The organism is Mesorhizobium sp. (genome assembly GCF_041661565.1).
Classification (GTDB): Bacteria; Pseudomonadota; Alphaproteobacteria; order Rhizobiales; family Rhizobiaceae; genus Mesorhizobium.
In genome coordinates, this window is the sequence record NZ_JBAZUD010000001.1 from 50,450 (window position 1) to 71,783 (window position 21,334).

Here is a 21,334-nt window from a genome sequence, read left to right on the forward strand (position 1 = left end):
TGAGGCTTCCGAACGAACAGGTCGGCGTCAAACCGCTTCGCTGTTGTAGCGTTCCCAGCCTTTCGGGCCGAGATGCTCCTGCGGCATGAAACGCATCTTGTAGTTCATCTTGCGCGAGCCGTTGACCCAATAGCCAAGGTAGACATGGGGCAGGCCCATCGCCCTGGCGCGGGCGATGTGGTCGAGGATCATGAAGGTTCCGAGGGAACGCTCGTCGAAATCGGGATTGAAGTAGGAATAGACCATCGACAGCCCGTCGGCCATCTTGTCGGTCAGCGCCACGGCGATCAACTCGCCCTGTCCCTTGCCGGTGATGAACGTGTCGGGGCCTCGCCGCCGGTACTCGATCACCTTGGTGTCGACATGGGTATCCTCGACCATCATGGCATAGTCGAGCACCGTCATGTCGGACATCCCGCCACGGCGGTGGCGTGCGTCAAGATAACCGCGGAAGAGGGAATATTGTTCGGTCGAGGGCTCGGCACTGTGCATGGCGCCGACCAGATCGGAGTTGTGCTGCAGCACGCGCTTCATGTTGCGGCTGGCGACGAACTCCTGAGCGAGGATGCGGACCGAAACGCAAGCGCGGCACGTCTCGCAGGCAGGCCTGTAGGCGATGTTCTGCGAGCGCCGGAAGCCGCCTTGCGTCAGGAGATCATTCATCTCCGAAGCCTTGTCGCCAACCAGATGCGTGAACACCTTGCGCTCGAACTGACCGTCGAGATAGGGGCATGGCGACGGCGCGGTCAGGAAGAACTGCGGCGACTGGGTCGGGTGGTGCGTCATCGAGCCTTGGAAACACTCCTTCGAGTCGCTCTACCTTTGGCGCGGAAAGCAAAAAATTCAACAGGATTGTGAAGGCGCGACCAAATCCCACGCCTTCACATGTGGGCCGATGCGGCGGTACGGCGTTCCGGAAATGGCGTCAACGGCCGGTGCGGCTGACGACCGTACCAAGCAGAAGGTCGTGTAGCGTGCGCTTGCGATCGGAGAACAAGGTCACCAGCAAGACCAGTGGCGACAGGATGACGTTGCCGGCCCAGAACAGGACCGAGTGGACGACCGCGGTCAGGCCATCGATCGGCCGGCCATCTAGCCTGTCGAGCCGGATGCCCATCATTTTCATCCCGGTGGTGGCCTGGTCGGCGCTGCCCAGCGTGTTCCAGATATACAGGATGGCTACGGCTGGCACGAGAGCGCCATAGAGCATCCAGCCAAGGCCAAGGGTCACAAGACCAAGGAAAAACACCAGGATGGCGAACGGAATGGTGAGCAGCCCGACGATGATGTAGTCGATCACGAAGGCCAGGATGCGCCGCGTGCGCACGCCGTCATAGGCCCTCACGTCGTCCAGCCTGGTGGGGATTATTTCGCCGTCGAGAACGCGCGCGTTCATGTCATTTCCTCGTAACAACTAGGCCCGACATAGGCGCGGACCATTCGATGATGAAATGGTGAATGGCCGAGGCGGAATCAAGGTCGCGCGTTTTCGCCGATGCGAAGCGCAAAAGCCGCGCTTGGCGAGCTGAACCGGTTGAATTCAGCGCGTGGATGGCATTAGCTCGTTGCAGCGCAGCAAAAGGCGTCAGGGGCAGAGGGGCGGGGCACTATGGACTATGACATGCTGGTCATCGGCAGCGGCCCCTCCGGCCGCCGTGCAGCGGTGCAGTCGGCCAAGCTGGGCAAATCCGTGCTGGTGGTCGACCGCGGCCGGCGCCTCGGCGGCGTCTCCGTGCACACAGGCACCATTCCATCGAAAACACTTCGCGAAACGGTGCTCAATCTTTCGGGCTGGCGAGAACGCGGCTTCTACGGACGCGGCTACCGGGTCAAGGAGGACATTTCGGTCGGCGATCTGGTCCAGCGCCTGCACAAGACGCTCGATCATGAGGTCGAGGTTCTGCAGCATCAGTTCATGCGCAACAACGTCAGGAGCGCGCGCGCCGCGGTCAAGTTTCTCGGTCCCAACAGGGTCAGCCTGACGACGGACAATGGCGACTACAGCGAGGTGGGTTTCACCCATGCGCTGGTGGCCGTCGGCACCAGGCCGCATCGTCCCGCCGACGTTCCTTTCGACAAGACCAGGGTCTTCGACAGCGACGAGATGTTGGAGCTCGACCGCCTGCCGCGCACCCTGACGGTGATCGGCGCCGGCGTCATCGGCGTCGAATACGCCACGATCTTTTCCGCGCTCGACGTGCCGGTGACACTGGTCGAGCCGCGCAACTCCATTCTTGATTTCGTCGACCGCGAGATCGTCGACGATTTCATCCACCAGATGCGCGATCGCGGCATGACGATCCGGCTGGGCAGCGCGGTCAAGGAAATCCGCTCCAAGCCGGAAGCAGCCGAGGTGGAACTGGCCGATGGCCGCACCATCCGTTCGGAGGTGGTGCTCTATGCGGCCGGCCGGACCGGCAATGTCGGCAGCCTGGGCCTCGATGTGGTCGGGATCGAAGCCGACTCCCGCGGCCGCATCAAGGTCGATCCGCAGACCTTCCAGACCAGCGTGCCCAATATCTACGCCGCCGGCGATGTCATCGGCTTTCCGAGCCTCGCGTCGACGTCGATGGAGCAGGGCAGGGTGGCGGCATGCCATGCCTTCGGCGTGCCGTTGCCGCCGCCGCCCGAAACATTCCCGTACGGCATCTATGCGGTGCCGGAAATCTCGACGGTCGGCCAGTCCGAGGAACAGGTGCGCCAGAGCGGCGGCGCCTATGAGATTGGCGTGGCGCGCTTCCGCGAGACCTCGCGCGGCCACATCATGGGCGTCGACACCGGCTTCCTGAAACTGCTGTTCTCGATCGAGACGCGTCGCCTGCTCGGCGCGCACATCGTCGGCGAGGGAGCCACCGAACTGATCCATATCGGCCAGGCGGTGATCAATCTCGGCGGCACCGTCGACTTCTTCGTCAACAACACCTTCAACTATCCGACACTGGCGGAGGCCTACAAGATCGCCGGACTGGATGCCTGGAACAGGATGGGGCGAGGGTAAGCCTGCTCTGTCCGCCGCTCTCAGCCCCGCATCACCGGGCCGGCGCCGCAGTCAGCCTTGCACGGTCGAAGCCGCCAGCCATTGCCTGACGATTGCCGCGTCCGTGTCGCCGAATTCGTGTCCCGACGCGACGATCCGCGCATCGACTTCGGCCCCATGCCGGCTTAGCAATGTCACCAGCACCGGCGCGAAGGGTGCATAGACAAGATCGGTGGCGCCGGCGATGATCAGCACTTTCGCCTTCGCCAGATCCGTCGCCGGCACGTCGTCCAGCACCGGCATCGGCCGCAGCAGCGCGGCGCGTTCGACAAGGCCAGGATGCAGCAGCATCAGGCTCGAAACGAGATTGGCGCCATTCGAATAGCCGAGGAACGTCGTGCTGGAGAGGTCGAGCTCATGCCGCGCCGCGGCGTCGGTGACGAAGCCGGCGAAGGCGTCGGTTTCAGCGCGGATGCTTTGCTGATCGAAACGCGTCGGCGTGATGCGTGCGAACCATCGAAAGCCATCGTCTTGGGCGATGCGGCCACGCACGGCGACCAGCACGGCGCGCGGCGCGATCTCACGCGCCAGCTGCAGCAATGTCGTCTCGTCAACCCCAGACCCGTGCAGCAGGAAAAGGCATTCGCTGGTGCGATTCCCGGGCCTGTAGACCCGATAGGGAAACGCCAGATCGAGCCGCAAAGCGCCGTCCGGGAGGTTCTTATCGGTCATCGGTACATCCCGTTGGTGGCGGTTCTGGCAGTCGGTTTGCCGGCTTAAAAACGTAATATTTTCAATCACCTCGAAAAGTTGATTGAACCGGGCGCATTGCAGTCCGTTTCTGGCGCGATATCATTTCGCGGAAGGAATCGAAGCGGTGCGCCTGGGCGGTCGCATTGCCCGCATGAACAAGCAGCTTTGAGGCCTTTTGTCGATGACCACCCAGATTTCGCCGGACCGCGATGCTCGTGTCCCATACCGTGACACGCGCATCGATGTGTTGCGAGCGCTCGCCCTGCTGACCATCTTTGTCGATCATGTGCCAGGCACCGCGTTCGAGCAACTGACCTACAAGAATCTGGGCTTTTCGGACGCGGCGGAGGTTTTCGTGCTGATCTCCGGCATCTCGGTGGCGCTTGCCTACGGCACAAAGTTCCAGCCCGGGAACCGGCTGCTGCTAACGTTGAAGATGTGGCGCCGCGCCGGGGTTCTCTATGCCGCACACATCGTCACCACCATGATTGTCATGGCGATTTTCTGCGCGGCGGCCGTGTCCTCCAAGCGCCCTGACCTTTTGACGCTGATAAACATCGAACCGCTGATGAAGAATACGCCGCAGGTGCTGGTCGGCATCGCGACCCTCGGCCATCAGCTTGGCTACAACAACATCCTGCCGGTCTACGCGGTGCTGCTCCTTTTGGCGCCTCTCTTCCTGTTCGTCATCGGCACCCGGCCCATGCTGGCTCTGGCCGCGTCCGGTGCCCTGTGGCTGGCGGCCGGGATCTATCAGATCGCGCCTCCGAATTACCCCGAGCCGGGCTTCTGGTTTCTCAATCCGCTTTCATGGCAGTTTCTTTTCACCATCGGCCTGGTGGCCACGTTGCATGTGCGTCGCGGCGGCGCCATTCCGGTCAATCGCTGGCTGATCGGCGCGGCCCTGGCCTATACCGTCGCGGCCCTGGTCTGGGTTCACAGCCCGCTTTGGGGACAAATCTCCTGGTTTGGCCTGCCTCCGGTTCTGACGGGTTTCGACAAGACATTCCTGTCGCTGCCGAGGCTGCTGCATATCATGGCGCTGAGCTACCTGGTCGTGGCGTTGCCGGCCGTCTCGGCCTTGTTTCGCACGGGACGCGATCATCCACTGGCGATACTGGGCAAGCGATCGCTGCCGGTCTTCATTGCCGGTACGGTGCTCGCCCTGACCGCCCAGGTGCTGAAACAGATCAATCCGGGCGGGTTTGCCTATGACAGCCTCTTGATTGCCGCTGGCATCGCCGTGCAATTCGCACTCGCCTACTATCTGGAATGGCTCTCCGGTCTTGGCTTGTCGGCGAAACGCCGCCCGGCGTGGACTGAAGCGCCGCCTGCCCATGCGACCTTCAGCATGTCACCCGTGATGGCGGCAGCCAGCCGATGATGGCCTTGGGGTCCAGCCGGCTTAGGCGGGCGAAGGACCGGACGACGACCGCACAACCAGATCAACAGGCAGCAATTGCCGGCTGAGCGACCCGTCGTTTTCGAGGATCGCCTTGACGGCACGGCGTCCCATTTCGGCGATCGGCTGGGCGACCGTGGTCAGCGGTGGCTTGGAGTCCGCTCCTTCGGGCACACCGTCGAAGCCAACGATCGAAACATCGCCTGGCACGGCGATATCGTGTTGCCGCAACCAGTCCAGAGCGTGCAGGGCGATCTTGTCCGACATTGCGAGGATCGCGGTCGGCCTGGAGCCCGCGAAGATATGGTCGAGCCCGGCCCAGACACTTTTCTCGTCGTTGACGGTTTCGCAGATAGGCACATTCGAGACGTCGATGCCGAAACGGACGAGTTCCCCGAAATAGCCGCGCAGGCGGTCGCGAGTCGCTGAAAAAAGGGCCTTCTCGACCTGTGCCTGGGTAACCGCGCCGAAGCGCCCGTCGACGCAGGGCAGGGTGAGCACGGCAAAGCGACGATGGCCAAGCTCGGCCAAATGACGCGCGGCGAGGCCAGCCCCTTCGATGTTGTCGACACCGATGGCCGCAACCGCTTGGTCGTCCGAATCGAGATCGAGCGCCACGAAGGGCAATTTGCGTTCGCGTGCCAGCTGCACTAGGCGCGAGTCGCCCTCCATGCAGAAGACAATGAATCCGTCGACGAGGGCGCTCTGGATGTTCCAGGCGAGTTGTTCGCTGTTGGCGGCCGACACCAGCGAAATCCCGGCACCCGTCGCGTCGCATGCCTGCGAGATGCTGGCCATCATCACTCGCGCGAAAGGGTCGTCGAAGAAATAGGACAGGGGCTCGCCGGTGGCGACACCGATGGCGTTGACCTTGCCGGCGCGCAGCAGACGGCCCTTCGGGTCGGGGCCGGCATAGCCCATCGCCTCCGCCGCCGCCTTGACCCGCTCGCGGACCTCCTCGCGCACAATGTCCGGACGCGCGAACACGTTGGAAGCAGTGCCGTGCGAGACGCCGGCGGCCTTGGCGATGTCCGCCAGCCGAACCGGCCTTGTCTTTCCAGAGGTCAATGGCGTCATCCTTGTCTCCTAGGCCGCTTCATCTAGCACTTTCGTTGGATCGGTTCAAATTATGGCTTGAAGGACCGTCGGACCAGGAGTATCGTTGAATCGATTCAAGGGGGTTTTCGCGCTTTGGATTGGATCGATTCAAATTCGAAGGAGTGCGCATCATGCATCCGGTGAGTTATCTGTTCGAAGACATCTACCGCAATTACTGGGGCATCTCGCCGGCCAGCCGGCCGCAGAAGGGTCGCCTGGCCAGGATGTGGCGGCGCAATCGTGAGCCGCCGCTGCTCCAGCCCGGGCGTCGGCGAGACGTTTGATCAGGAGCGTCGACGCGGCAGCGCCGACGCCGCCATCGCCAGCCAGCCGGCAATCAGCAGCGTGCCGCCGATTGGCGCCGACATCGGAAACAGTCTTGATCCGAGGACGTCGCGGGCAACGAGATCGCCTGCGAAAAGCAGGAGTCCGGCGAGCAGCACAAGGCTCGCAACCCAGAGGCAGCGCTTCGCGCCGATCAAGCCAACGGCGAGGAAGACCGGCGCATGCATCAGAAGGAACGACGCGGCCGTACCTGTAAAGGCGCCGCCGCGATGGGCGGCCGCAGCCGAAAGCGCCACGCCCGCCGCGCCGACGACACCGCCGGCGAACACCAGGATACGGCTACCATTTGTCTGGGTTGGGTTCATGGCGGGGCGGTTCCTTGTCTGGCCGGTCAACGAGCCTCTCAAGGCTCTCCTGCTTCCAGCGCCATATGACGCGTCCGCCGCGATTGGACAATCCAGTTGTAGACCGCGCCGCCCGCCATCAGCACCGATGTGCCGAGGAACACCGCCCGCATGCCCAGATGGCCACCGACGAAGCCGCCGGTCAATGGTCCCGCGACCTGCCCGACATATTGCGCCGAGATTGCCAAGCCAAGCACATTGCCGCCGACGCCATCGGGAATGTTGTGGCGGATGACGCTGGTGATGCAAGGCAGCAGGCCGCCCAGCGCCAGCCCCATAAGAAAGCGCAGGCCGATCAGCTGCCAGCTGTTGGTGACGAAGGCCTGCGGAATGAGCAGCAGTGCCGAGACGGCCAGCGCTCCGACGACCACATTCCAGTGGCCGACGCGATCCGCCAGCCTGCCAAGCCAGGATGCCGACAGGATGGTGCCGAGCGCCGCCGCCGCCATCACAACGCCGGCGACGAGCGTCACCCGGCTTTGATCTTCGATAAGTTGCTGGACATAGACAGTTATGATCGGCTCGATCGACATGGTGGCGAAGGCGAGCAGCATGCCGGTTGTCAGCATGGCCACCACGGGGCGCTTGTCTGGGATCTGCGACCAGCCGCTTCTCGGCTTCGCCGCCGATGTGGGCCTGGCGGTCTGCGGGCGCGGGTTTTCCTTGATCAGGAAGGTCGTTGCCAGGAAAGCGAGGAAGATGACGCCGCCCGACAAGAGGAAAGTCGCGCGGATGCCGATTACCGGCGGCAGCGCGCCGCCGAGCAGGGGGCCGACCAGCGAGCCGGCCGTGATCCCAGCGGAAAGCACACCCAGCGCCCAGCCGGAGCGATCCTTCGGCGTCTGCATGGCCACGAGTATGGTAGAACCCGAGGAATAACCTCCGGCAAAGCCGATCAGCAGGCGCAGCAGCACCAGTTGCCAGACGGACTGCACCATGCCGGTCAGCGACATGCAGATGGCCATGCCGAAGCTGGCGCGAACCAGCATAACCTTGCGGCCATAACGGTCGCCGAGACGTCCCCAGAGGGGTGCCACCAGTGCCGCCGCGAAGAAGGTCGCGCCATAGGCGATGCCCGACCATTGCACGATCGCAGCATGGCCCTTGGCGCCGAGCTGCTCGATATAGAGCGGCAGGAACGGCAACAGCAGCGTCATGGCGACAAGGGTGGAGAACGATCCGGCAAAGCACACGAACAGGTTGCGCCGCCAGTGGACATTATAGGTGCTGTCGGTCGTCGTCGTGTTCTGCTGCATGTCACATGTCCTGCCGCGCACCGCATGGCCTGTTGTCGCGGGTACCAACTTGGGATACCAAGATGGTATTCGTGATGGACGCTAGGCTGGCCGCTGTCAATGCGACCCTCGCAAGCGTGATCGAAAAACGTGGACCGGCAGGAAGATCGCCGGCCGACGGCACAGGAACGGAACCGGCAATGTCGCAGATGCAGAGCGTGGAAAAACAGCTTCGGCACATGATCCTTGGCCTCGAGATCGGCCCTGGCGAGAAACTGACCGAGCGCTGGATCGAAAGCCGCTTCGGTGCGTCGCGAACGCCTGTCAGGGCGGCCCTGCTACGGCTCGAGACCGAAGGCTTGGTCAGCAGGGACGGCCGCGGCTGGACGGTTTCGCCCATCAATCTGGCCGAGCTGGAGCAGATCGCCGTCTACCGGGAAGCCGTAGAAGTCGCCGCGCTTCGCCTGACATGTGCCCTCGAAGACAGGAGCGCCGTCGATGTCATAGAGGCCATGCTCGAATCCTGCGACAACGACACGCCACGCGAGGAGTGGCATCGCGTCGGCATGGATTTTCACATCGAGCTGGCGCGTCTTTCGGGCAATGAATTCCTGTTCCGGGCCGTTCGCGATTCCATGACGCGACTGTCGCGGGCGCGCTGGCTGGAGGTTCGAGACGAAGCAGCGCTTGCTCGCGCATGGGCCGAACATCGCGCCATTCTGGCCGCTGTGCGCCTCGGCGACACCGACAAGGCGACGCGCCTGCTGTCGAGCCACATCGTCGGCAGCCGCGATCGGCTGGTGACATCGCTCGCCAATGACCGGCGCGGTCTTCGTGCCAGGGGATTTGCCGTCGTCGCCGCCTAGCTGCCATGGTCGGGGGGCCGGTGTCCATGCGGGCAAAAAGGCCCATCCGGGCCTGACGCGCACTTTCGCCCTCGCTTCACGACCGCCGATGGCGTAAGGAGCGGCCATGGAAAACAACCGATTTGAAACACCCGTGACCGTCAAATCAGTCACGCCGGGGAGCACCCAGCTCTTGCGAACGGCCCGCGAGGCTTCCGACTACCTGCTCAACAGCTGGCCGGGAAAGCGCAGCCCCAAGCACCGCGCGGCCCTGCAGGCCTGCCACGATGCGTTGGCGGGCGACAAGCCGGCAATGAATGCCAGACGGGCTTTCATCGCGGCAGCGCGTGAAGTGGATGTCTTCGTCAGCGACAAGGCGCCGGCCTGACATAGACGCAGCTGAGCGACGATCAGGATTGAGGCACGGCCCGCGCTCGCGGGCCTTTTGCCGTCATTCCGCGGTTTCGGCGTCGGTCTCGTCCTCGGGCTTCGAACGTTCCCGCGCGGCAACCTTGGCCGCCAGCTTCTCGGCTTTCTTCGCCGCCTTCTGGCGGTCGCGTTCCTTGCGCTCCTGGTCGTAATTTGGTGGTCGCGCCATATCGGCTCCTTTTCACTGCCTCGCGGCTCTGATCCTGCCTAGGAGCATTGGCTTTCAAACACAACACCAGAAGCGCCCGCCGCGCCGATGATTTGCCGGGCTTCGCAAGATCCGGGCTTGCAAGACACGCGGCACAATGGTGTAGGAAGTGCCAGGGGCCGCTGTATTGAGAGTCCCGGCTTATTTTATCAAGTGAAACATGGCCAAGATTGCGCGAACGACGGCAAAGGTCTTCTACTATGCGCGAAACGCCGCGCGCGATATCGCCCCGCAGGCATTGTTTCGCCGAAGACTGACCGCTCGCCTGGAAAAGGCCAGGCTGCCCGATGCTGCAGTACGCCGGCGGCTGAATCACTACAACAAGCTGCAGAATGCGTTTACGCCCAGCGCGAATGCCGTGGCCGTCGGCAAGCTGCCTTTCACGCCGACCATGTATTATTACGACCTGAAGGAATTCGCCCGCTATTTCGATCCGGCGTTGCTTATCGATCTGGAATTCGGGGACGTAATCGACGTGCCGGAGGTTCCGTCGATCGTCAAGGATAGGCCGATTTGCGCTAACGACAGCAATGCGGTCCTCATGAAGCTCGACAAGTTTCGTCATTTCCAGATGCCCGCCGACTCGACTCGTTTCGCCGACAAGCTTCCGGCCGTGGTCTGGCGCGGCGATCTCAACAACCCCATACGCACAAGGTTTCTGAATGCCGTACGTGGCCTGCCGTTCTGCGACGCCGGCTCGCACAAGCCGAACGCGCCGGCCGAGTACAGCAAGCCCTTCCTCAGCATCAGCCAGCATCAGCGTTATCGCTACATTGTCTCGCTCGAAGGCAATGACGTGGCGACCAACCTGAAATGGATCATGAGCTCGAAGTCGCTTTGCCTGATGCCGCCGCCGACATACGAGACATGGTTTGCGGAAAGCCAGCTCGAAGCCGATGTCCATTATGTACCGCTCGAAGCCGACTTCTCCAATCTTGCGGAACGCGTGGCGTATTTCGAACGCCGTCCCGAGCAGGCCGAACGCATCATCGCCGCTGCGAATGCCTATTGCAGGACATTCGCCAACGAGCAGGCCGAGCAGGCGATCTCCCTGCTGGTGCTCTACAAATATTTGGTGCTCAGCGGCCAGATCAAACCCGACTCGGAAGTCTGGCGCTACATCACGGGCTGAAGCGATTGCGAAATAGTGTGAAACGGTTTTCCCCGAAAAAGCGCGTAACGCTTTCCCTTGGGAATTGCGTTAGATGATGGAGTTGCCCGGCGGAAGGCGCCGGCCGGGCCTCCTCGTCGAACCCCGCGGTCACACGCCGCTTCGGTCGATAACCAGATCGGCGGCGCCGAACCGGTCTTTTGCCGTCAACTGCTGGTGCCAGTAGGGGTAGAGCAGCGGTGGTCGGCTGACCGCGTCCAGGCGGGTGCGTTCGTCGTCGGTGAGCACCAGGTTCGCGGCCGCGAGATTATCCTTGAGCTGCGCCTCATTGCGGGCGCCGATCACCAGCGAGGAAACCGCCGGCCGGCCGAGCAGCCAGGCCAGTGCCACCTGTGCCGACGACACGCCGCGCTGCGTGGCGACATCGGCAAGGACCTCGACGATCCGCCATAGCCGGTCCTCGTCGCGGATCGGCGGTTCCGACCAGCCAGCCAACTGGCGGGCGGTGGGGCTGTCGCGGTGGTACTTGCCCGACAGCAAACCACCGGCAAGCGGGCTCCAGACCAGCACGCCCAGCCCCTGGTCGACCGAAATCGGCAGCAGTTCATATTCCGCCTCGCGCGCTTCCAGCGTGTAGTGGATCTGCTGGGTGACGAAGCGCGGCTGGTGACGGCTGTCGCTGATGCCAAGGGCCTTCATCACCTGCCAGCCGGAATAGTTGGAACATCCGACGTAGCGGACCTTACCGTGGGCGACCAGCGTATCAAGCGCGGCGATGGTCTCTTCCAATGGCGTCACGCCATCCCATTCATGCAGAAAGTAGATATCGATGACGTCGGTCTTGAGCCGTGCCAGGCTCTTTTCGCATTCGCGGATCAGATGATGGCGCGACAGGCCTTCGTCGTTCGGGCCCTTGCCGACCCGCATCCGCGCCTTGGAGGCGATCATTACGTCGCCCTTGCGTTTGTCGCCGAGTGCTTCGCCGATAATCTCCTCCGACAGCCCGTTCGAATAGACATTGGCGGTGTCGATGAGATTGACGCCGGCATCGATGCAAATGTCGATCATCCGGCGTGCTTCATCGACATCGGTTTTCCCGACAGCGGCGAACGGGCCGGTGCCACCGAAGGTCATGGTGCCCAGCGTCAATGTCGAAACCTTCAAGCCGGAACGGCCGAGAGTGCGGTATTCCATAACAGTCCTCGCGAATGCTTTGAGTTGGGGCGGCGCGCCGGCGGCCCGAATGCGACCAGGGATTTGTAGGACAATCTGGTCGGCTTGTCGTCATGCGGTTGCACGGATCGAGCATATCCCGCTTGTTCCATGGCAGTGGCCACCGAGATCAAGGCTGCAATAAAACCGTCACCGCCGGTCTATATTGCATTCGGCCAAATGCTTGTCTTCGGGCCGCAGCCTGCGGTCTTTGGGGGCTCGAAGTGCCGGATTTGCAAGCGGAGCAGCTGATATGACCGAGCCAAGACAGAATTCGCCCGCCATGGACTGGCTTGAAGCCGAGCTTGCCGACACGGTCGACGAAGACTATGAGCTTGAAATGTCGGAGCCGGCGCTGTCGTTGGAAATCGCCAAGATCTACAAGAGCGCGCATCCGCCATCGATCGACCGCATGCGATACTTCCGCGACCTGATCAGCCTGCAATCCGAACTGATCAAGCTGCAGTCCTGGGTCTCTTACCACAAGAAGAAACTGGTGGTGATCTTCGAAGGCCGCGACTCCGCCGGTAAGGGCGGCGTCATCAAGCGCATCACCCAGCGCCTCAATCCGCGCATCTGCCGCGTCGTGGCGCTGCCGGCGCCGACCGAGCGCGAGAAATCGCAATGGTATTTCCAGCGCTATGTGCCGCATCTGCCGGCGGGCGGAGAGATCGTGCTGTTCGACCGTTCCTGGTACAATCGGTCGGGCGTCGAGCGGGTCATGGGCTTTGCCGAACCGGAGCAGGTCGAGGAATTCTTCCGCGACGTGCCGGAGTTCGAGCGCATGCTGGTTCGCTCAGGCATCACCGTGGTCAAGTACTGGTTCTCGATCACCGACGAGGAACAGCAGATGCGTTTCCTGATGCGCATTCATGACCCGATGAAGCAGTGGAAGCTCTCGCCCATGGATTTGCAGTCGCGCGTGCGCTGGGAGCAGTACACCAAGGCCAAGGAAGAGACGTTCGCCCGCACCAACATTCCCGAGGCGCCCTGGTTCATCGTCGAGGGCAACGACAAGAAGCGGGCGCGGCTGAACTGCATCGCCCATCTGCTCAAGCAGTTGCCGTATGAGGAGGTGCCGCATGAGGAGATCACACTGCCCGAGCGCGTCTTCAATCCCGAATACGAGCGCCAGACGCTGCCGCGCGAGCTTTACGTGCCGGAGAAGTATTGAGGGGTTCTTCTTTCTCCCCGTATAGTGACGGGGAGAAAGAGCTGGATTTACGCCCGCGTGATCACAACATGCGTGGCAAGCGCCGCCCGTGCCCAGCAGCACCGGCTCGATGGCCAGATGCAAAGCCTTGCCTGGGAAGCCGGGGCTACCCCTTCAGCAGCTGCGCCACTTCGGGCGCGAAATAGGTCAGGATTCCGTCGCAGCCGGCACGCTTGAAGGCGAGCAGCGATTCCAGCATCGCCTTCTCGCCGTCGATCCAGCCATTGGCGGCGGCGGCCTTGATCATCGAATATTCGCCCGACACCTGGTAGGCGAAGGTCGGCATCTGGAACTCGTCCTTCAGCCTGCGGATGATGTCGAGATAGGGCAGGCCGGGCTTGACCATCAGCATGTCGGCGCCCTCGGCGATGTCCTGTTCGGCCTCGCGCACCGCCTCGTCGGAATTGGCGTGATCGATATAGTAGGTCTTCTTGTCGCCCTTGAGCAGGCCGGCGGTGCCGACCGCCTCCCGGTAGGGGCCGTAGAAGGCGGAGGCAAATTTGGTCGCATAGGACATGATCGCCACGTCCTGGAAGCCATTGGCGTCGAGCGCGTCGCGGATGGCACCGATACGGCCGTCCATCATGTCGGAGGGTGCGATGATATCGGCGCCGGCCGCCGCCTGGATGACCGCCGCCGCCGTCACCTGTTCGACCGTCTCGTCGTTGACGATGATGCCGTCGCGCAGGATGCCGTCATGGCCGTGGCTGGTGAACGGGTCGAGCGCAGCATCGGTGATGATGCCGATCTCGGGCACGGCGTCCTTGATCGCGCGTGTGGCGCGGTTGATGATGTTCTCGGGGTCGAGGATGTGCGAGCCGGTCTGGTCGCGCAGCCCCATGTCGACATTGGGGAAGGTGGCGATCGCCGGAATGCCGAGCTTTGCCGCACGCTCCGCCTCCTTGACGGCGAGGTCGAGCGACAGGCGGAACACGCCGGGCATGGCGGCGATCGGCTCGCGCACCTGTCTGCCGTCGACGACGAAGATCGGCCAGATCAGGTCGTCGACCGTCAACCGGTTCTCCTGCACGAGACGGCGCGACCAGTCGGCCTTGCGCATGCGGCGCAAGCGGCGGCTGCCTGTGACTTCGTCGACGCTGCGTGCGCCGGCTGGTTTCGTCGGGGTGAATCTGTTCATCGCCAAAACTCCGGATCGGCGGCTTTTACCACGAGCCCCCGCCGCTGACCAATGCGACACGATTGTGCCAGCGATGCGATCGAGTTCTATCGCGGCTGCCCATTGCCCGACAGGATCTGCGCTGCGCCACGCATGGCGACGCGAAAGGCCTCGTCGAAACTGACGCCGCGCACCTGCCAGGTGTAGGTCTTGCCCGCCATCTCCAGCCGCCAGTCGGCGATCCAGCCCAATTCCCTGTCGCTCCACACGATGCTGCCGGCGAGCGCCTTGTCGGCACCGGCCTGCTTCGCGGCGGCGTCCAACGACGTCAGCGCGGTGTCGCGCATCGTGATGTCATCCAGTCCTGCCCGCGACAGCGACGCTGCCTTGGGAAAACCCACCTGCATGGCCAACGGCGTGGCGGCATTGCCAAACGATTCGCGCATCAGTTCACCGCGCTCGTTGTCGGCATCAAGCGCAAAATGCCGGGCGCCCTGTCGGGTCGACAGGAACACCGCCAGCCGGGGCCGCTCCGCCAGCCAGGGCTTGTCGCCGAGCAAGGCCAGCACCCCGTCGATCGCAGCCGGCTTATAACGGCAATAGAGGTCGTGCGGCCGGTCATGCGTGCCTTGCTCGTCATGAATGGGAATGCCCTCCATACGGTCACGGTAGCGGAAGCCGGCGACGAACCCTCCAGGCTTGTCGCTCAGTGCCGCCATCTCCGGTTTCGCCAGCAGGCGCTGATCACCGGAAACCCGGAGCAGCACAGCGTCGAGACAGCTCTTGAAACCGGCTTCGCGGTTCACTTCGCCCTGGCCTGTGACGATGGTTTGCGATTGATAGAGGTCGTCAAGGCTGGTTGCAGCGGTCGGACGAGCGGCTATGCCGGTCAGCACGATAACCAACAGCGCAAGGCACCAAAATCGAGCCATGGAATGCTCCGTCGGGATGACCGTCAGCGCGGCGCCATGCGATGCCGTCGCCCGGTTTTTGCGGCGTTGTCGGCATTGCGAGTCGATTTCTAGCACTGACCGCCGGTCCGGGCAAAGCGCCAGCAATGCCTTGCCCGGCATTGACGCACCCATGCGCCACGCTCTAGCACTTCAGTCCCGGCGGCGCGGGGGAGGGATTCTTTTACGATGGATTTTGGCGGAGGCGACGAGATCCGTTTCGAACATCTGGGCCGGGCCGGCGTCGTCACGCTGACGCGGCCGCGCGCGCTCAATGCCGTGACGCACAGGATGGTCGGGGCGCTGGCGGCCGCGGTTTGCGCCTGGGAGAACGACCCAGCCATCGACGTCGTCGTCATAAAGGCCGAAGGCAGGGCGTTTTCGGCTGGTGGCGACATCCTGCATGTCTACGAGGCCGGCCGGGCGGGAAAGCCGCCGGTCGAGTTCTTCGCCGATGAATATCGCCTCAACGCCCGCATCAACAGTTTCAGGAAACCGTATGTCGCACTGATCGACGGCATAGTGATGGGCGGAGGGGTCGGCATCTCCTTCCATGGCTCGCACCGGGTGATGACCGAGAATGCCCAGTTCGCCATGCCGGAGGTCGGCATCGGCTTCTTCCCGGATGTCGGTGCCAGCCATCTGCTGCCCGATCTCGGCGGCTCCTTCGGCATGTACCTGGCGCTGACCGGCAACCGCATCCGCTACGGCGACGCGCTGTGGGCGGGCCTCGCCACCCACACCATCAAGGCGCAGGATCAGGCCGGATTCCTTGACCGGCTGACGCTGACCGGCGATCCGGACTCGGTGCTGAGCGCATTCTTAGTGCAGGCAAGGCAGGAGACCGACAGACCGACGCTCGAAGCAATCATGCGCCACTTCTCGAAACCATCGCTGAAGCGCGTCATCGACAGTCTCGAGCGCGAGGCGGCGACCGACGCGTTCGCGGCATTGACGCTTGGGACGATCCGCACGCGTTCGCCGACCAGTCTCCACATTGCCTGGCGCGCGATCAGCGCCGGAAAGACATTGTCGATGGACGCGTGCATGAAGATGGAGTTCCGCATCCTGAACCGGATGCTGGACGGCCACGATTTCTATGAAGGCATCCGCGCCGCCATCATCGACAAGGGCTCGACGCCGCAATGGAGGCCGGCGAGCCTCGGCGAGGTCAGCGAGGCGGATATCGATGCCTATTTCGCCCCTCTTGGCGAACGGGAACTCGATCTATGAGCGACGTGAATTCCAGACGCGTCGTTCTCCAGCCCTCCGGGGTGGAAGTGATCTTCGCCTGGTTCCAGCGCCTGATCGCCGGCTACTGCCTGTTTTTTGGCATCCTGTACTGGATCAAGCTGATCGGCTTCTACCCTGGCTCGCTCTGGCGTTTCGATCTGATGCCCGTGCACTGGCAGGTGGCTGCGGTGATGCTGGCCGTGTTCTTTCCGTTCGCGGCCGCCGGCCTCTGGATGCTGGCGTCCTGGGGGCCGGTGATCTGGTTCATCTGCGCGGTCACCGAGATCGTCATGTATGCCGGCTTCCCCGAGCTTTTCGGGCACCGCCTGCTGATCGTCGCCTCGCATGTGGGCGTGGCGCTGCTTTACATCGTCTTTCGCATCGTCATCTACCTGCAGAAGCGCCCGGCGCGGGCATGACGCCTGCCATGTCTCGGCGCGGTCTGGCTGCGCCCCGAATCCGACCCTCGATCGTTGCCTAAATCTTTAGGTTAATTATCCTTGCTCGGGTGACCGTTCGTTAAGTCTCTTTCGAAACCTCTTACCGGTAAGCTCTTGTTAGCCCTAGCGTTTAAGTCGAATTTTATGAGTATTCGATAGTGTCGCAATCAAGGTGAAAAACAAAAAATCACCAGGGCGACAAACGAGAGGCAAAGACAATGATCAATTCGCGTCCGGCGGCGAAGACCGCCAACGTATCCGACGATCGCCGCGAGGCAATCCGTTCGCTGTACATGGAATCGCTGCAGCTTGTGGAACGGCTGCACCGCCGTCTGCTTGACGTGATCAAGGACGAATTCGACCGCAATGGCCGCTCCGACATCAATGCCATCCAGGCGCTGCTGCTGTTCAACATCGGCAATTCCGAGCTGACCGCCGGCGAACTGCGCTCGCGCGGCTACTATCTCGGCTCGAACGTCTCCTACAACCTGAAGAAGCTGGTCGATCTCGGCTTCATCAACCACCAGCGCTCGCGCATCGACCGCCGTTCGGTCCGCGTCAGCCTGACGCCGAAGGGCAACGAGGTGGCTGAGGTCGTCGGCGGCCTCTATGAGCGCCATGTCGGCTCGATCGAGCAGGTCGGCGGCATCAACACCGACGAATTCAAGCAGATGAACCGCGCCCTGCAGCGCCTCGACCGCTTCTGGAACGACACGATTGCATATCGGATGTGAGACGTTCCGGCCGCATCGATCTGGTCCGCGCCAAACAGGCGCGGCCTGTCGGCTGCCGGGTCACGGTTGATGCCGAATGCCGTCAGCCTTTTCTTTCGGCGGTGGCTATTCCGGGGTCAAATAGGCGAGGGCCCTATCGGCGACGCGCCCGCCGAAGAACGGGCTCTTTCAACCTCGCGCGTAGGGGCTGGCTCCTCGACCTCATAAGTACGATCGTCCGCCGGGCAGACAATCAACGTCCGCGTCTGGATTCAGTTGCCAGAGCCGTGGGGCCAGTGCCGGGCTGAGGAGGCGCTTGTCCATGTCCGATCGGGTGTCGGTACCGAAAAAGCACTTGCCTTCTTTTTCGCCGCGCCGGCCAATGCCATTTCGGCCCCAAGCCACGTTGCCGCCATATTCCAATGAAACCGAGGAGGCTGGTGATGCCGTTCACCCGGAACCCGTATCGTGCCTCGCGCGTTCGTTGCCGTCCTGATGCGGACATGGTTGGCTAATTGTTAAGATTGCCAACTTTAGAGTGCGGGCAAGATCGGCCCTGATCGAACGCTACAAGAATGTCTGGAACGTCCATGAAAACCAGCCGCCGTTTTTTCCTCTCCGGAGCCTCGCTGCTCGCCGCCGCCGCGGTGGCTGGGCGTGCAAGCGCGCAGGATGTGATCGGGGATATCCTGAAATCCTCGTCGCGCGGCAATTGGGATGACCAGTTCGACGCCCGCGCCAGCGAGGGCGGCAAGGTTGCGTCGACGCTGCCGATCTTCAGCCTGCAGACCGTTGCCTTCACCGAGCAGGCGGTCGCGCAATATCAGAATATAGTCGGGCAGGGCGGCTGGGTTGAGGTCCCCGCGACCAAGAAACTCGAACTCGGCGTCAACGATCCCGATGTCGTGCCGCTGCGCAAGCGCCTGATGGTCTCGGGCGATCTGTCGCAGAGCGCCGGCGTCTCGACGTCTTTCGACTCCTATGTCGATTCCGCCGTGAAGCGCTTCCAGCTGCGCCATGGCTTGCCGGCAGACGGCTCCTTGGGCAAATACACCTACGCGGCGATGAACGTTTCGGCGCAGATAAGGCTTGGCCAGTTGCAGACCAATCTGCAGCGGCTGCGGGAGAAGGCGGGCACGCTGGGCAGCCGATACGTGCTGGTCGATATTCCCGCGGCGCAGGTCGAAGCCGTCGAGAACGACCGCGTCGTGCTTCGCCACACGGCGATCGTCGGCAAGATCGATCGCCAGACGCCGATCGTCAATTCCAAGATCAACGAAATCATCGTCAATCCATACTGGAACGCGCCGGTGTCGATCGTGCGCAAGGACATTATTCCGCTGATGCGGAAGAACCCGGACTATCTGAAGAGCAGCCATATCCGCCTGTTCGCGCCCGATGGCAGCGAGGTGGATCCGATGAACGTCGACTGGTCCACCGATGATGCCGCGAAGTACCGGTTCCGCCAGGATCCCGGCAATGAAAACGCCATGGCGTCGGTGAAGATCAACTTCCCGAGCCCGGACGGCGTCTACATGCACGACACGCCGCAGCAGAGCCTGTTCGGGAAGATGATGCGTTTTGATTCCTCCGGGTGCGTGCGAGTCCAGAACGTGCGCGACCTCGTCACCTGGATCCTGCGCGATACGCCCGGCTGGGATCGCCAGCATTTCGAGGCGGCAATCAAGACCGGTGAAAACACGCCGATCCAGGTCACCAATCCGGTACCGGTGCACTTCCTCTATCTTTCGGCCTGGTCGACAGGTCCGGGCGTCGTGCAATTCCGCGACGACGTGTATGCGCTCGACGGCGCCAACGAGCTGCAGATTACGTCTTCTCTCTGACACGTCAGATGGTTTCGCAAAGGCCGCCTCCGGGCGGCCTTTTTCTTTTGTGGACGGATTGGAGCGGTTTGCGCATGGTCCGGCAAACACTAGGGCTGGTCTCATGCAGGTCGCCGTCTTCATCCTCGTCGTGCTGGTCTTCGTGGCGGTATCCGGCGCTCTGGCGCGGCTTGTGCGGGTGCCGCTGCCGGTGCTCCAGATCGCAATAGGCGCAGCACTCGCCTGGCCCGTGCGTGGCATCCATGTCGAGATCGATCCGGAGCTGTTCCTGCTGGTGTTCATTCCGCCGCTCTTGTTCGCCGATGCCTTTGGCGCACCCAAGCGCGAGCTGATCGCCCTGCGCTGGCCGATCCTCGACCTCGCCATCGGGCTCGTCTTCTTCACCATTGTCGGCTTTGGCTATGCCCTGCACTGGCTGGTGCCAAGCATTCCGCTGGTTGTCGCGTTCGCGCTGGCCGCCGTGCTGTCGCCGACCGATGCGGTGGCTGTCTCGTCGATCGTCGACAAGACTGTCGTTCCGGCGCGGCTGATGCATATCCTGGAAGGCGAGTCGCTGCTCAACGACGCCTCTGGTCTCGTCATGTTCCGCTTCGCGGTGACCGCCGCGCTGACCGGCGGCTTTTCGTTGACGGCCGCCTCCCTGAGTTTCCTCTATGCCGTGGCGGTGGGCGTCCTTTGCGGTGCCGCCGCGTTGTTCGCCGCCGCCAAGGCGCTGCAACTGCTCAACCGTATCGCCGGCGTGCCGGCCGAGGCGCAGGTGCTGGTGATGATCCTGCTGCCTTTCGTCGCCTATCTGGGCGCGGAACATTTCGGGGCCTCCGGCATCCTGGCGTCGGTCACCGCCGGCCTGCTGACCGGCGGTACCGGGATCTTTCGCCATCTCGGCGTCTCGGCGCGCATCCAGACGATGTCGCTCTGGGCGACGCTTTCCTTCGTCTTCAACGGCGCGCTGTTCATCGTGCTCGGCGTGCAGCTTCCCGACATCATCCGCAAGGTGCCGCCCGAACTCACCGGGCATTATCCTGTTCTCCAGCCGGTTCTGACCGTGGTGGCGCTGACCCTTTGCCTGATCGCACTGCGCTTCCTGTGGATCTGGGTCGGCGACATAGGGGCGGCGGTCTCGGCGCGGCTGGGCAAGCGCCAGGTCGAGCCGTTCGGGCTGCGCGTGCGGCTGGCCGGTTCGGTGGCGGGCGTGCGCGGCGCGATCACACTGGCCGGCATATTGTCGCTGCCGCTGGTGTTGCGGGACGGCTCCCCATTCCCGGCGCGGGACCTGGTCATCTTCCTTGCCGCGGGCGTCATCATCTGCTCGCTGGTCTTCGCCAGCCTTGCCCTGCCGACGATCGCGCGCGGACTGGTCGAACCGGGCGAGGATGCGGGCGCCGCCGAGGAGCGGCTGGCCCGTGTGGGCGCCGCCAAGGCGGCCATCGCCCACATCGAGCGTATCGCAGCGACCGACGCAGAGGACGGCGGTGAGGTGCCCGGTGCCCGGCTCGCCGCGGCCGAAGGGATTGTCGCGGCATACCGCCGCCGCATCGCCGCCTCCGACGAAGCCGTCGAGGCGCGCGCCGAGGCAAGGGAGGCTGGCCGGCTGGAGCTGGAACTAAGGCTCGCCGGCATCGAGGCCGAACGCGCGGCGGTTCGTTCCATGCTGCGGGACGGCCTGATCAACGATCATACGGCGCGAGAGCTGTTCACCGAGATCACGCTCACCGAGGCTCTTCTGAAGGGCAGGCAGACGCGGAAATAGCAATCGCCATCCCGGTTGGCCTGGATTTGAAGTTTCTGCCGCAAACCGGCCAGCAAATTTCGCGCCGCAAACGTGGCGAGGGCAAAGCAACTGTGTTAATGGCGCGGCGAACCCG

General features: G+C 63.1%; 22 protein-coding genes. 12 read left to right on the top strand and 10 right to left on the bottom strand.

Annotated features, from left to right (window positions below):
- Positions 1-27: 27 nt before the first annotated feature.
- Together WC739_RS00190 and WC739_RS00195 are read right to left on the bottom strand one after the other, a co-directional pair.
- Complete coding sequence (locus WC739_RS00190) at positions 28-786, bottom strand: arginyltransferase (RefSeq protein ID WP_372950977.1); 759 nt, start codon at positions 784-786, stop codon at positions 28-30.
- 139 nt (positions 787-925) lie between these two features.
- Positions 926-1,396, bottom strand: coding sequence for an RDD family protein (locus WC739_RS00195; RefSeq protein ID WP_372950978.1), 471 nt, complete (start codon positions 1,394-1,396; stop codon positions 926-928).
- A 213-nt stretch (positions 1,397-1,609) separates the two neighbouring features.
- Here WC739_RS00195 and sthA point away from each other — a divergent pair, with 213 nt between their 5' ends.
- On the top strand, positions 1,610-2,998 hold the full coding sequence (sthA, locus tag WC739_RS00200; protein ID WP_372950979.1) for a Si-specific NAD(P)(+) transhydrogenase: 1,389 nt from the start codon (positions 1,610-1,612) through the stop codon (positions 2,996-2,998).
- A gap of 51 nt (positions 2,999-3,049) precedes the next feature.
- Here the strand turns inward: sthA and WC739_RS00205 are convergent, their stop codons facing one another.
- The gene (locus tag WC739_RS00205; protein ID WP_372950980.1) at positions 3,050-3,709 is read right to left on the bottom strand and encodes an alpha/beta hydrolase; all 660 of its coding nucleotides are present in this window, start codon (positions 3,707-3,709) and stop codon (positions 3,050-3,052) included.
- A gap of 202 nt (positions 3,710-3,911) precedes the next feature.
- On the opposite strand from WC739_RS00205, the gene WC739_RS00210 reads away from it, so the two are divergent.
- Complete coding sequence (locus WC739_RS00210; protein ID WP_372950981.1) at positions 3,912-5,114, top strand: OpgC family protein; 1,203 nt, start codon at positions 3,912-3,914, stop codon at positions 5,112-5,114.
- A 21-nt stretch (positions 5,115-5,135) separates the two neighbouring features.
- Here the strand turns inward: WC739_RS00210 and WC739_RS00215 are convergent, their stop codons facing one another.
- Positions 5,136-6,209, bottom strand: a complete 1,074-nt coding sequence (locus WC739_RS00215; protein ID WP_372950982.1) for a LacI family DNA-binding transcriptional regulator — start codon at positions 6,207-6,209, stop codon at positions 5,136-5,138.
- Positions 6,210-6,361: 152 nt separating this feature from the next.
- Here WC739_RS00215 and WC739_RS00220 point away from each other — a divergent pair, with 152 nt between their 5' ends.
- Positions 6,362-6,514 (top strand): hypothetical protein, encoded by a 153-nt coding sequence (locus WC739_RS00220; RefSeq protein ID WP_372950983.1) that lies wholly within the window; start codon positions 6,362-6,364, stop codon positions 6,512-6,514.
- On the opposite strand, the gene WC739_RS00225 is transcribed toward WC739_RS00220, so the two are convergent.
- The gene (locus WC739_RS00225) at positions 6,515-6,880 is read right to left on the bottom strand and encodes a DUF423 domain-containing protein (RefSeq protein ID WP_372950984.1); all 366 of its coding nucleotides are present in this window, start codon (positions 6,878-6,880) and stop codon (positions 6,515-6,517) included.
- A gap of 38 nt (positions 6,881-6,918) precedes the next feature.
- A complete protein-coding gene (locus tag WC739_RS00230; protein ID WP_372950985.1) occupies positions 6,919-8,175 on the bottom strand; it encodes a multidrug efflux MFS transporter in 1,257 nt (418 codons plus the stop codon).
- A gap of 179 nt (positions 8,176-8,354) precedes the next feature.
- Between WC739_RS00230 and WC739_RS00235 the strand changes: the two genes are divergently transcribed.
- A complete protein-coding gene (locus WC739_RS00235; RefSeq protein ID WP_372950986.1) occupies positions 8,355-9,020 on the top strand; it encodes a GntR family transcriptional regulator in 666 nt (221 codons plus the stop codon).
- A 133-nt stretch (positions 9,021-9,153) separates the two neighbouring features.
- Positions 9,154-9,387, top strand: coding sequence for a DUF982 domain-containing protein (locus WC739_RS00240; protein WP_372950987.1), 234 nt, complete (start codon positions 9,154-9,156; stop codon positions 9,385-9,387).
- A 63-nt stretch (positions 9,388-9,450) separates the two neighbouring features.
- On the opposite strand, the gene WC739_RS00245 is transcribed toward WC739_RS00240, so the two are convergent.
- Entirely contained in the window at positions 9,451-9,597 is a 147-nt protein-coding gene (locus WC739_RS00245; protein ID WP_372950988.1) for a hypothetical protein, read from the bottom strand.
- Between the two features lie 199 nt (positions 9,598-9,796).
- On the opposite strand from WC739_RS00245, the gene WC739_RS00250 reads away from it, so the two are divergent.
- Entirely contained in the window at positions 9,797-10,768 is a 972-nt protein-coding gene (locus WC739_RS00250; RefSeq protein ID WP_372950989.1) for a glycosyl transferase family 90, read from the top strand.
- A 129-nt stretch (positions 10,769-10,897) separates the two neighbouring features.
- Here the strand turns inward: WC739_RS00250 and WC739_RS00255 are convergent, their stop codons facing one another.
- Positions 10,898-11,941 carry an aldo/keto reductase gene (locus WC739_RS00255; RefSeq protein WP_372950990.1) on the bottom strand — a complete coding sequence of 348 codons (1,044 nt, stop codon included), beginning with the start codon at positions 11,939-11,941 and terminating at the stop codon, positions 10,898-10,900.
- 271 nt (positions 11,942-12,212) lie between these two features.
- Between WC739_RS00255 and ppk2 the strand changes: the two genes are divergently transcribed.
- Entirely contained in the window at positions 12,213-13,133 is a 921-nt protein-coding gene (gene ppk2, locus WC739_RS00260; RefSeq protein ID WP_372950991.1) for a polyphosphate kinase 2, read from the top strand.
- A gap of 145 nt (positions 13,134-13,278) precedes the next feature.
- On the opposite strand, the gene hemB is transcribed toward ppk2, so the two are convergent.
- Together hemB and WC739_RS00270 are read right to left on the bottom strand one after the other, a co-directional pair.
- The gene (gene hemB / locus WC739_RS00265) at positions 13,279-14,310 is read right to left on the bottom strand and encodes a porphobilinogen synthase (protein WP_372950992.1); all 1,032 of its coding nucleotides are present in this window, start codon (positions 14,308-14,310) and stop codon (positions 13,279-13,281) included.
- Positions 14,311-14,396: 86 nt separating this feature from the next.
- Positions 14,397-15,362, bottom strand: a complete 966-nt coding sequence (locus WC739_RS00270; RefSeq protein WP_372950993.1) for a DUF2066 domain-containing protein — start codon at positions 15,360-15,362, stop codon at positions 14,397-14,399.
- A 66-nt stretch (positions 15,363-15,428) separates the two neighbouring features.
- On the opposite strand from WC739_RS00270, the gene WC739_RS00275 reads away from it, so the two are divergent.
- The 5 genes from WC739_RS00275 to WC739_RS00295 all read left to right on the top strand — a co-directional run bounded on the left by WC739_RS00275 (position 15,429) and on the right by WC739_RS00295 (position 21,219).
- Positions 15,429-16,472: an enoyl-CoA hydratase/isomerase family protein gene (locus tag WC739_RS00275; RefSeq protein WP_372950994.1), complete on the top strand. Its 1,044-nt coding sequence runs from the start codon at positions 15,429-15,431 to the stop codon at positions 16,470-16,472.
- A complete protein-coding gene (locus WC739_RS00280; protein ID WP_372950995.1) occupies positions 16,469-16,891 on the top strand; it encodes a DUF6163 family protein in 423 nt (140 codons plus the stop codon). Before WC739_RS00275 ends, WC739_RS00280 begins: the two co-directional genes overlap by 4 nt.
- Before the next feature lie 239 nt (positions 16,892-17,130).
- Positions 17,131-17,646, top strand: a complete 516-nt coding sequence (gene ldtR / locus WC739_RS00285) for a transcriptional regulator LdtR (protein WP_372950996.1) — start codon at positions 17,131-17,133, stop codon at positions 17,644-17,646.
- A gap of 569 nt (positions 17,647-18,215) precedes the next feature.
- Positions 18,216-19,469: a murein L,D-transpeptidase gene (locus WC739_RS00290; RefSeq protein ID WP_372950997.1), complete on the top strand. Its 1,254-nt coding sequence runs from the start codon at positions 18,216-18,218 to the stop codon at positions 19,467-19,469.
- Positions 19,470-19,572: 103 nt separating this feature from the next.
- A complete protein-coding gene (locus tag WC739_RS00295) occupies positions 19,573-21,219 on the top strand; it encodes a Na+/H+ antiporter (protein ID WP_372950998.1) in 1,647 nt (548 codons plus the stop codon).
- The last annotated feature ends 115 nt before the right edge of the window (positions 21,220-21,334 follow it).

What these genes read in the sequence shown, in the direction of transcription:
- WC739_RS00295 (WP_372950998.1), top strand. Translation starts at nt 19,573, where the DNA reads ATGCAGGTCGCCGTCTTCATCCTCGTCGTGCTGGTCTTCGTGGCGGTA.
- WC739_RS00270 (WP_372950993.1), bottom strand. Translation starts at nt 15,362, where the DNA reads ATGCCGGGCAAGGCATTGCTGGCGCTTTGCCCGGACCGGCGGTCAGTG.
- WC739_RS00275 (WP_372950994.1), top strand. Translation starts at nt 15,429, where the DNA reads ATGGATTTTGGCGGAGGCGACGAGATCCGTTTCGAACATCTGGGCCGG.
- WC739_RS00215 (WP_372950982.1), bottom strand. Translation starts at nt 6,209, where the DNA reads ATGACGCCATTGACCTCTGGAAAGACAAGGCCGGTTCGGCTGGCGGAC.
- ppk2 (WP_372950991.1), top strand. Translation starts at nt 12,213, where the DNA reads ATGACCGAGCCAAGACAGAATTCGCCCGCCATGGACTGGCTTGAAGCC.
- WC739_RS00280 (WP_372950995.1), top strand. Translation starts at nt 16,469, where the DNA reads ATGAGCGACGTGAATTCCAGACGCGTCGTTCTCCAGCCCTCCGGGGTG.
- WC739_RS00230 (WP_372950985.1), bottom strand. Translation starts at nt 8,175, where the DNA reads ATGCAGCAGAACACGACGACGACCGACAGCACCTATAATGTCCACTGG.
- WC739_RS00245 (WP_372950988.1), bottom strand. Translation starts at nt 9,597, where the DNA reads ATGGCGCGACCACCAAATTACGACCAGGAGCGCAAGGAACGCGACCGC.
- WC739_RS00250 (WP_372950989.1), top strand. Translation starts at nt 9,797, where the DNA reads ATGGCCAAGATTGCGCGAACGACGGCAAAGGTCTTCTACTATGCGCGA.
- WC739_RS00205 (WP_372950980.1), bottom strand. Translation starts at nt 3,709, where the DNA reads ATGACCGATAAGAACCTCCCGGACGGCGCTTTGCGGCTCGATCTGGCG.
- hemB (WP_372950992.1), bottom strand. Translation starts at nt 14,310, where the DNA reads ATGAACAGATTCACCCCGACGAAACCAGCCGGCGCACGCAGCGTCGAC.
- ldtR (WP_372950996.1), top strand. Translation starts at nt 17,131, where the DNA reads ATGATCAATTCGCGTCCGGCGGCGAAGACCGCCAACGTATCCGACGAT.
- WC739_RS00235 (WP_372950986.1), top strand. Translation starts at nt 8,355, where the DNA reads ATGTCGCAGATGCAGAGCGTGGAAAAACAGCTTCGGCACATGATCCTT.
- WC739_RS00220 (WP_372950983.1), top strand. Translation starts at nt 6,362, where the DNA reads ATGCATCCGGTGAGTTATCTGTTCGAAGACATCTACCGCAATTACTGG.
- WC739_RS00255 (WP_372950990.1), bottom strand. Translation starts at nt 11,941, where the DNA reads ATGGAATACCGCACTCTCGGCCGTTCCGGCTTGAAGGTTTCGACATTG.
- WC739_RS00290 (WP_372950997.1), top strand. Translation starts at nt 18,216, where the DNA reads ATGAAAACCAGCCGCCGTTTTTTCCTCTCCGGAGCCTCGCTGCTCGCC.
- WC739_RS00225 (WP_372950984.1), bottom strand. Translation starts at nt 6,880, where the DNA reads ATGAACCCAACCCAGACAAATGGTAGCCGTATCCTGGTGTTCGCCGGC.
- WC739_RS00195 (WP_372950978.1), bottom strand. Translation starts at nt 1,396, where the DNA reads ATGAACGCGCGCGTTCTCGACGGCGAAATAATCCCCACCAGGCTGGAC.
- WC739_RS00190 (WP_372950977.1), bottom strand. Translation starts at nt 786, where the DNA reads ATGACGCACCACCCGACCCAGTCGCCGCAGTTCTTCCTGACCGCGCCG.
- sthA (WP_372950979.1), top strand. Translation starts at nt 1,610, where the DNA reads ATGGACTATGACATGCTGGTCATCGGCAGCGGCCCCTCCGGCCGCCGT.
- WC739_RS00210 (WP_372950981.1), top strand. Translation starts at nt 3,912, where the DNA reads ATGACCACCCAGATTTCGCCGGACCGCGATGCTCGTGTCCCATACCGT.